This is a genomic window from Methylobacterium sp. WL116 (genome assembly GCF_008039455.1).
Lineage (GTDB): Bacteria > Pseudomonadota > Alphaproteobacteria > Rhizobiales > Beijerinckiaceae > Methylobacterium.
Genome location: NZ_VRUV01000210.1, coordinates 1 through 7613, shown reverse-complemented (window position 1 = coordinate 7613; position 7613 = coordinate 1). Strand labels below are relative to the sequence as shown.

The 7613-nt window shown below is 70.8% G+C and carries 8 protein-coding genes and 1 pseudogene; 1 reads left to right on the top strand and 8 read right to left on the bottom strand.

Annotated features, from left to right (window positions below; genetic code table 11):
* Window positions 1–4: 4 nt before the first annotated feature.
* Together FV223_RS15510 and FV223_RS15505 are read right to left on the bottom strand one after the other, a co-directional pair.
* Window positions 5–700, bottom strand: a complete 696-nt coding sequence (locus tag FV223_RS15510; protein ID WP_147727879.1) for a response regulator transcription factor — start codon at window positions 698–700, stop codon at window positions 5–7.
* Between the two features lie 249 nt (window positions 701–949).
* Window positions 950–1846: a diguanylate cyclase gene (locus FV223_RS15505; RefSeq protein ID WP_147727878.1), complete on the bottom strand. Its 897-nt coding sequence runs from the start codon at window positions 1844–1846 to the stop codon at window positions 950–952.
* 176 nt (window positions 1847–2022) lie between these two features.
* On the opposite strand from FV223_RS15505, the gene FV223_RS15500 reads away from it, so the two are divergent.
* A complete protein-coding gene (locus tag FV223_RS15500; RefSeq protein WP_147727877.1) occupies window positions 2023–2406 on the top strand; it encodes a hypothetical protein in 384 nt (127 codons plus the stop codon).
* A 3-nt stretch (window positions 2407–2409) separates the two neighbouring features.
* Here the strand turns inward: FV223_RS15500 and FV223_RS15495 are convergent, their stop codons facing one another.
* The 6 genes and pseudogenes from FV223_RS15495 to FV223_RS30480 all read right to left on the bottom strand — a co-directional run.
* Window positions 2410–2871, bottom strand: a complete 462-nt coding sequence (locus FV223_RS15495) for a hypothetical protein (protein WP_147727876.1) — start codon at window positions 2869–2871, stop codon at window positions 2410–2412.
* Between the two features lie 159 nt (window positions 2872–3030).
* Window positions 3031–3276 carry a hypothetical protein gene (locus FV223_RS15490; protein ID WP_147727875.1) on the bottom strand — a complete coding sequence of 82 codons (246 nt, stop codon included), beginning with the start codon at window positions 3274–3276 and terminating at the stop codon, window positions 3031–3033.
* A 182-nt stretch (window positions 3277–3458) separates the two neighbouring features.
* A complete protein-coding gene (locus tag FV223_RS15485) occupies window positions 3459–4172 on the bottom strand; it encodes an ABC transporter ATP-binding protein (protein ID WP_147727874.1) in 714 nt (237 codons plus the stop codon).
* A gap of 11 nt (window positions 4173–4183) precedes the next feature.
* On the bottom strand, window positions 4184–5482 hold the full coding sequence (locus FV223_RS15480) for a lipoprotein-releasing ABC transporter permease subunit (protein WP_147727873.1): 1299 nt from the start codon (window positions 5480–5482) through the stop codon (window positions 4184–4186).
* A gap of 7 nt (window positions 5483–5489) precedes the next feature.
* Window positions 5490–6815, bottom strand: coding sequence for a proline--tRNA ligase (gene proS / locus FV223_RS15475; RefSeq protein WP_147727872.1), 1326 nt, complete (start codon window positions 6813–6815; stop codon window positions 5490–5492).
* 427 nt (window positions 6816–7242) lie between these two features.
* Window positions 7243–7613: pseudogene (locus tag FV223_RS30480) on the bottom strand (glucose/galactose MFS transporter); the annotation flags it as partial.

Genomic DNA, 7613 nt, shown 5'->3' with positions numbered 1-7613 from the left:
GCGCTCAATGGCGCGCCGGACCCTCGCCCGTGCTGGCCCGCGCCGATTCGGCCCCGCGACGGCCCTGCTCGGTGTCGAGCACCGGCGCGAGGCCGAGCTGACGGGCGAGCGAGACCAGATCCTTCAACCGTCCGGTCTGGGTCTTGCGGCGCAGGTTCAGGCGGTGGGTCTCCACCGTGCGGACCGACAGCATCAGGCGGCGCGCGACCTCCTTGTTGCTGAAGCCGGCGCTGAGGAAGCGCAGGACCTCGGCCTCGCGCGGCGTCAGCCCGAGGCTGTCGGCCGGCTCCGCGGACGGGGCCGTGCCCGCCTCGACCTCGCTCCGGGCGATCAGCCGCGGGGCGCCCTCGGCCAGGGCCAGCACGGCGTTGCAGAGGTCCCGCGGCGTGGCGGAGCGGGCCACGAAGGCGTCCGCCCCGGCCTCCCGCAGCGCGTCGACGTCGGCCGCGTTCAGCGCTTGGAACGCCACCAGCGTCCGCAGCGCCGGCAGGCGCGCCTTGAGGTCCACGAGGTGGCTGAGCCCGACCTGCAGCCGGGTCTCGTCCAGGAAGATCAGCGCGACGGTGTTGGCCGGGTCGACCTGGTCGAGGTCGGCCTCGCCGATCGTATGGAGCGCCGGCATGTGCTCCAGCGTCGCGCGGAAGGCGGGATTCAGCTCCTGGGGCTCGTCGAACACCAGGACGTCTACGGCCGTACTCATACCGCGCACCCTTCTTTCCCGGCATGGCACAATTCGGCCGGGGTCGGAAGAAGTGCTTCAAGACTCGTTCCAGACGAATCCTGCGGTCTTTTGCAGTCGACTTGTGTCGAAATCAGATACGGCGCCGGACTTATACTTAACGCGTGTCTCGCACAGGCACAGCGCGATCAACCTTAACGTCCACCCGTCTCCGTGACGACCGAGCGACGCAGGGCGGCGGGTCCCCGTGCCGGCGAAGCGGACCGGGCTTCAGCCGGCGCGGGCGAGGACGAGGTCGTTCTCGGCCGAGACGACGCGGTCGCGCCCGGAGGTCTTGGCCTCGTAGAGGGCGATGTCGGCGCGCTTGGTCAGCGCGGTGACGCTGTCGCCCTCGCACCAGGTGCTGACGCCGAAGCTGCACGTCATGCGCACGGGGCCGCGCGATCCGCGGATGCGGAGGTCCCTCACCTGCAGGCGGAGGCGCCCGGCGACGGCCTCGGCCTCCGCGAGGGAAAGTCCGGGCAGCACCACCGCGAACTCCTCGCCGCCGAGGCGCCCGACGATCCCCTGGGCGCCCAGAAGCTCGGCTACGGCCTTGATCGCGGCATCGCCGACATCGTGGCCGTGCTCGTCGTTGATGCGCTTGAAATGGTCGATGTCGGCGAGCACGGCCGAGAGCGCCCCGTGGTTGCCGGCGCGCTCGGTCGCCGCGCCGACCCGGGCGAAGAAGGCGCGGCGGTTGAGCAGGCCGGTGAGCGGGTCGGTCTCGGCGAGCCGGATCAGCTCGTTCTGCATCGTGGTTAGGCGCTCGGCCGCGCGCAGGCGCGCATGCAGCTCCTCGGCGCTCGGCGGCTTCTCGATGAAGTCGTCGGCGCCGCTGTCCAAGGCCTCAGCGAGGTTCCGCGCGTTGCGCGCCGACGACATCGTGACGACGTAGAGGGGGCGGCGCGCCTCGGCGAGGAGCCGGGCCGACCAGCACAGCTCCAGTCCCGTCACCGGCCGGACCTCGAGGCTGGTGATCAGCACCCGGACGCTCGGGGTCTCCTCCAGGAAATCGCGGGCGGCGGCCGAGTCCGTGAAGGCGCTCACGACGTGCCCGCGCGGTTCCAGCAGCCCGGTGATGATCTTGAGGACGACGCGGCTCGAATCGACGATGACGATGTGCATGGCGCGCGATACCGATGGAAACGGGTTCTGATGCAACCAGGCCTTAAAAACCTTAAGATGCAGTCTCGGCTCGCGCACACGTGGATGATCGGCGACGGAATCGTACGAACGCCGGTCGGCGCCGACGCGGCGCCGAGGACGAGCGGGAACCCCGATTGCGGGTGCGGGAGGCGAGCGTGACCGCGACAGGAAGGTCGGAGGGGGCGGAGGCGGCGCCGTACCCGCGCACGCCGGACGGGCGCTACTTCGTCGTCCGGGAGCGGCTCTGGCGCTGCACCGACCCGCGCCTGCCGGAAGCGGCCCGGCAACGCCACGTCGACGCGCTGATGGATGCGCGCCGCGCCGTCGGGGCGGCCAAGCGCGCCGAACGGAAGGGCGATCCCCAGGCTCCGGCGCTGCTGCGGTCGGCGCGCGGCGCCGTGCAGGCCGCCAAGGAAGCCCTCGGCGAGCGCGGGCCGGTCTGGTGGACGGATGGAGCCGAGGACCAGGGCGGGCGCCATCCGCGCAACACGCCCTATGCCGCGTGGTACGCGGCGCTCACCGAGCCCGAACGCCGCTGACGCTCAGCGCCGCGGCACGGAGACCGTGACGACCGAGACGCCGTTCCCGGACTGGACCTGCCCGCCCGAGGTCCAGGCGCCATCGCGTCCGCGCGACAGGATGCGCGGCCCCTGCCCGCGGCGGGAGGCCGGGTGAAGGCCGGGGTTGATCACGGTCAGGCTCGGCGCCGCCACCGGTGCCTCGCGCACGCCCGAGATCGTCGGGATGCCGTAGGTGCCGTAGCTCCAGGGGGCCGGGACGATGCGGTTCGGCGAGGGCACGCTGCTGAAGGGCGCACCGATATACGCACCGCGCACCGCCTCGTCGGCGAAGCCGTACCCGACCGGACCGCCATAGGCCGAGCCGTAGCCGTAGGGTGCGACGCGCACGGTCTCGGCGTGCGCGGCCCCGACGCCGAGCGACAGGGCGGCGGCGAGCGCGAACCGGGCGGCGATCCGCGAGCGGGACGGATGGTGACGGGTCATGGATCGCAACTCCGGTCGGGACGCTGACATGCGGGGCAAACCCCGGTCTCGCCGATCTCGTTCCGGTCGGCCCGCCCAAGCCACGGGCGAAGACTGCTTAAACCGCGCGGCGAGCGCTGTTGCCCACAGAATTGCGCGCGGCGCCGAAGTCGATCCCGCTCAACGGCAAGTGGTGATACGGCGAACGATCCAGCCTTCGCCCTCGACCCAGAGACGACGGCGGATCCGGCTGCAGGTGCCGCCGTCGTCCTCGCCCTCGGTGGCCGAGACCGGACGGACGGGGGGCGTCACCTCGGCGACCTTGGTCACGGTCGCGGTGGCGGGGGCCGCCGACGCCGTCGTGGGGGCGGCGAAGCCGAGGAGCGCGACGAGCGCGAGGACGGGAGCAACGGACGTCGTCGACATGGATCTGGGTCTCGCCTGGGCAGCTTGGCCGGCGCGCCGGCACCGGAGCGGAGACGCTTCGTGCGTGTCCGAACGGGTAATCCGCGACCCTTCGTTTCGGTTGCAACGCCTGCGCGGATCTCGCGACGAATGCTCCGATTCGGCACGGATGGAGCGCGGATCCCGAACCGCGCCGTGCGCCCTCAGTCCAGCTGCTGGATCAGCCCGTCGCGGATGGTGACCCGGCGGTCCATGCGGGCGGCGAGCTCCATGTTGTGGGTGGCGATGAGGGCGGCGAGGCCGGAAGCGCGCACCAGCGAGAGCAGGATCGAGAAGACGTGCCCCGCGGTCGAGGGGTCGAGGTTGCCGGTGGGCTCGTCGGCGAGCAGCAGGCGCGGGCCGTTGGCGACGGCGCGCGCGATCGCGACGCGCTGCTGCTCGCCGCCGGACAGCTCCGCCGGCCGGTGGACGAGGCGGTCCTTGAGGCCGAGGAAGCTCAGGAGCTCGGTGGCGCGCGCCTTCGCCTCGCCGCGCCCGAGCCCGCGGATGAGCTGGGGCATCACCACGTTCTCCAGCGCCGAGAACTCCGGCAGCAGGTGATGGAACTGGTAGACGAAGCCCATCTCCTCACGGCGGAAGCGCGTGCGCTCGGCATCCTTCATCGCCGCGGTCGGCTGGCCGCCGACGTAGACCTCGCCGCCGTCCGGCCGCTCCAGCAAACCGGCGAGGTGCAGCAGGGTCGACTTGCCGGCGCCCGACGGCGCGACCAGCGCGACCAGCTCGCCCGGCCAGATCGCGAGGTCGGCCCCGCGCAGGATGTCGAGCGACCGGTCGCCCTGCGCATAGCGCCGCTCGACGCGGGAAAAGAACAGGGCCGGCACCGGCGGGATGCCGGCGCTCTCGGAGGTGCCGCTCATGGAAGTGCCGCTCAGCCGTAGCGCAGCGCCTGCACCGGATCGAGCCGGGCCGCGCGCCAGGAGGGATAGACCGTCGCGGCGAGCGCGAGCAGGAACGAGGTCAGCACCACGACCGTGATCTCGGTGGGGTTCATCTCGGCCGGGATTTCGGCGAGGAACCGCACCGTCGGGTCCCAGGCGCCGGGAAACAGCACGCGCTGGATCGGCTTGATGTTCAGCGTGATCAGGATGCCGAGCCCGAGGCCCGACAGGGTGCCGACGAGGCCGATCAGCGCGCCGTTGATCAGGAAAACGCGCATCACCGTGCCGGGGGTCGCGCCCATGGTGCGCAGGATGGCGATGTCGCTCGACTTGTCGCGCACCAGCAGGATCAGGCCGGAGACGATGTTCAAGGTCGCCACGACGACGATGAGGCTCAGGATCAGGAACATCACGTTGCGCTCGACCTCGAGCGCCCCGAAGAAGGTTCGGTTGCGCTGGCGCCAATCGGTGAGCAGCACCGGCCGCTCGGCCGCCAGCTCCAGCGGCTCGCGCATGGCGGCGACCGCGTCGGGGTTGTCGATGTAGATCTCGATCAGGCTGACGTCGCCCTCGCGGTTGAAGAACGCCTGCGATTCCGCGAGCGGCATGAACACGAAGGTCGAGTCGAACTCGGTCATGCCGATCTCGAAGATCGCCTTGACCGTGTAGCTCTTGGTCCGCGGCGCGGTGCCGAAGGCCGTGGTCGCGCCCTTCGGCGTCGAGAGCGTGATGGTGTCGCCGGCCTGGATCGCCAGGCTGTCGGCGAGCCGGCGGCCGATCAGCACCCCCGAGCCGTCGTCGAAGCCCTCCAGCGTGCCGCCGCGAAGCGACTTGGCGATGCCGCCGATCGCCCCGAGGTCGTCGCCGCGCACGCCGCGGACCAGCACGCCGCTGCCGCCGTAGGGCGACGAGGCGAAGGCCTGGCCCTCGACCAGCGGGATCGCGGCCCGCACGCCCGCCACCTTCGACAGGCGCTCGGACAGGTCGGCGAAATCGGTGAAGGTCCGGTCGATCGGGGTGACGAAGATGTGGCCGTTGATGCCGACGATCTTCGACAGCAGCTCGGTCCGGAAGCCGTTCATCACCGAGAGCACGATGATCAGCGTCGCGACGCCGAGTGCGATGCCGAGCACCGAGAAGAACGCCACCACCGAGACGCCGCCGCCGCGGCGGCGCGCGCGCAGGTAGCGTCCGGCGATGATCCACTCGAAGGCCGCGAACGGCGCGGTCGCCCCGCGCAGCCATGCCGGCTTCCGCGTGCTCGCCTCGGTGCCGGCTTCGACCGCCATCGGAGCCTCAGGCACGCCGGATTCGGGTGATCAGGTCCACCGGCGCCAGGGTCTCGCGCTCGCCGCCGGCGCGGCGCTTCAGCTCGACCTTGCCCTCGGCCAGGCTCTTGGGACCGACCACCACCTGCCAGGGCAGGCCGATCAGGTCCGCGGTGGCGAACTTCGCGCCCGGCCGCTCGTCGCGATCGTCGTAGAGCACGCTGAGGCCGGCGGCCTCGAGCGTCCCCTGGATCTCGGCGCAGGCGGCGTCGGCCGCGGCGTCGCCGGTCTTCAGGTTGATCAGCGCGACGTCGAACGGCGCGACCGCATCCGGCCAGATGATGCCGGCCTCGTCGTGCGACGCCTCGATGATCGCGGCGACCAGGCGGCTCGGGCCGATGCCGTAGGAGCCCATGTGGACCGGGCGCTCGATCCCGTCCGGGCCGGCAACCTTGGCGCCCATCGGCTCGGAATACTTCGTGCCGAAGTAGAAGATGTGCCCGACCTCGATGCCGCGGGCCGACATGCGGTTCTCCTCCGGCACCTCGGCGAAGGCGTCGGCCTCGTGCATCTCGTCGGTGGCGGCGTAGTGCGAGGTCCAGGCGTCGACGAGGCCCTGCAGGCCGGCGACGTCCTCGAAATCCACGGTCGCGGGCGGGATCTCGAAGTCGAGATAGGCGCGGTCGCAGAACACCTCGCTCTCACCGGTCTGGGCGAGGATGATGAACTCGTGGCTGAGGTCGCCGCCGATCGGCCCGGTATCGGCCCGCATCGGGATCGCCTTGAGGCCGAGGCCCGCGAAGGTGCGCAGGTAGGCCACGAACATCCGGTTGTAGGCGTGGCGGGCGCCGGCCTGGTCGAAGTCGAAGGAGTAGGCGTCCTTCATCAGGAACTCGCGCGAGCGCATCGTGCCGAAGCGCGGGCGCACCTCGTCGCGGAACTTCCAGGAGATCTGGTAAAGGTTCTTCGGCAGGTCCTTGTAGGAGCGCACGCTCGCCCGGAAGATCCCGGTCACGACCTCCTCGGCGGTGGGGCCGTACAGCATCTCGCGGTCGTGCCGGTCCTTGATGCGCAGCATCTCCTTGCCGTAGGCGTCGTAGCGGCCCGATTCCCGCCACGGCTCGGCGGACTGGATCGTCGGCAGCAGCAGCTCGACCGCCCCGGCCCGGTCCTGCTCGGTGCGGATCACGTCGCAGACCTTGTTCAGCACCCGCAGGCCGAGCGGCAGCCACGCGTAGATGCCGGCCGATTCCTGGCGCACGAGGCCGGCGCGCAGCATCAACCGGTGCGAGACGATCTCGGCTTCCTTGGGCGTCTCGCGCAAGGTCGGCAGGAAGTAGCGGGACAGACGCATGAGGCTTCTTTGACGGATCCGGCGGTCGGTTCGGGTCTGGCGGCGCGCGCGGACGCCGATCCCGTTGCCGGGGGCACACAACACATTGCAACCGGAAAACACAAGCGGCTTGGGTCTTCGGGGCCGGCCGGAGCCCGGTTTCGTCGCTTCGCCACCCGCCGACGGCCCCGGAGACGGTTCCCTGCAATTTCTCGGCGAAAAAACGCAGATTTGTCCCTTCGACCCGGTGACAGGACGAAATGTTGTTCCTATAAGCAGCCCGCGATGGTTGCGTAGCCCCTCAGAGGGAACGCAAAGGTCCGGGTCTCGGGAGGAAAATCGACCGCCACGCAGTCAATGCGTAGGACAACCAAAGGTCGAACCAGATTGACTGCTTGAAAAGCAAGGCCTCGGGCCTTGCTTTTTTGTTTCGTACGCCCGTTAACGCTCAGGCCGGCAGCGGCCCGGTGGCCGGCACGTCTCGAGCGGTGCGCAGGTTGGCCAGCCCGTAGCCCGCCACGCAGAGGTAGCACAGCACCGGCACCCCGAGGGCGGTCCCGAGCCCGGCATGGTCGGCGAGGGTTCCGGTGATCACCGGCACGATCGCTCCGCCGACGATCGCCACGCAGACGATCCCCGACCCCTGCGCCGTGCGATCGCCCAGGCCCTCGATCGCCATCGCGAAGATCGTCGGGAACAGGATCGCGTTGGCGAGGCCGACCGTGAGCAGCGTCCAGGCGGCGACCGACCCGTGGGACAGGGCCGACACCGTGACGAGGAGGCCGGCCGCGACGGCGCAGGCCGCGAGCGCCGCGCCGG

What these genes read in the sequence shown, in the direction of transcription:
- FV223_RS15485 (WP_147727874.1), bottom strand. Translation starts at nt 4,172, where the DNA reads ATGAGCGGCACCTCCGAGAGCGCCGGCATCCCGCCGGTGCCGGCCCTG.
- FV223_RS15495 (WP_147727876.1), bottom strand. Translation starts at nt 2,871, where the DNA reads ATGACCCGTCACCATCCGTCCCGCTCGCGGATCGCCGCCCGGTTCGCG.
- FV223_RS15510 (WP_147727879.1), bottom strand. Translation starts at nt 700, where the DNA reads ATGAGTACGGCCGTAGACGTCCTGGTGTTCGACGAGCCCCAGGAGCTG.
- FV223_RS15505 (WP_147727878.1), bottom strand. Translation starts at nt 1,846, where the DNA reads ATGCACATCGTCATCGTCGATTCGAGCCGCGTCGTCCTCAAGATCATC.
- FV223_RS15480 (WP_147727873.1), bottom strand. Translation starts at nt 5,482, where the DNA reads ATGGCGGTCGAAGCCGGCACCGAGGCGAGCACGCGGAAGCCGGCATGG.
- proS (WP_147727872.1), bottom strand. Translation starts at nt 6,815, where the DNA reads ATGCGTCTGTCCCGCTACTTCCTGCCGACCTTGCGCGAGACGCCCAAG.
- FV223_RS15490 (WP_147727875.1), bottom strand. Translation starts at nt 3,276, where the DNA reads ATGTCGACGACGTCCGTTGCTCCCGTCCTCGCGCTCGTCGCGCTCCTC.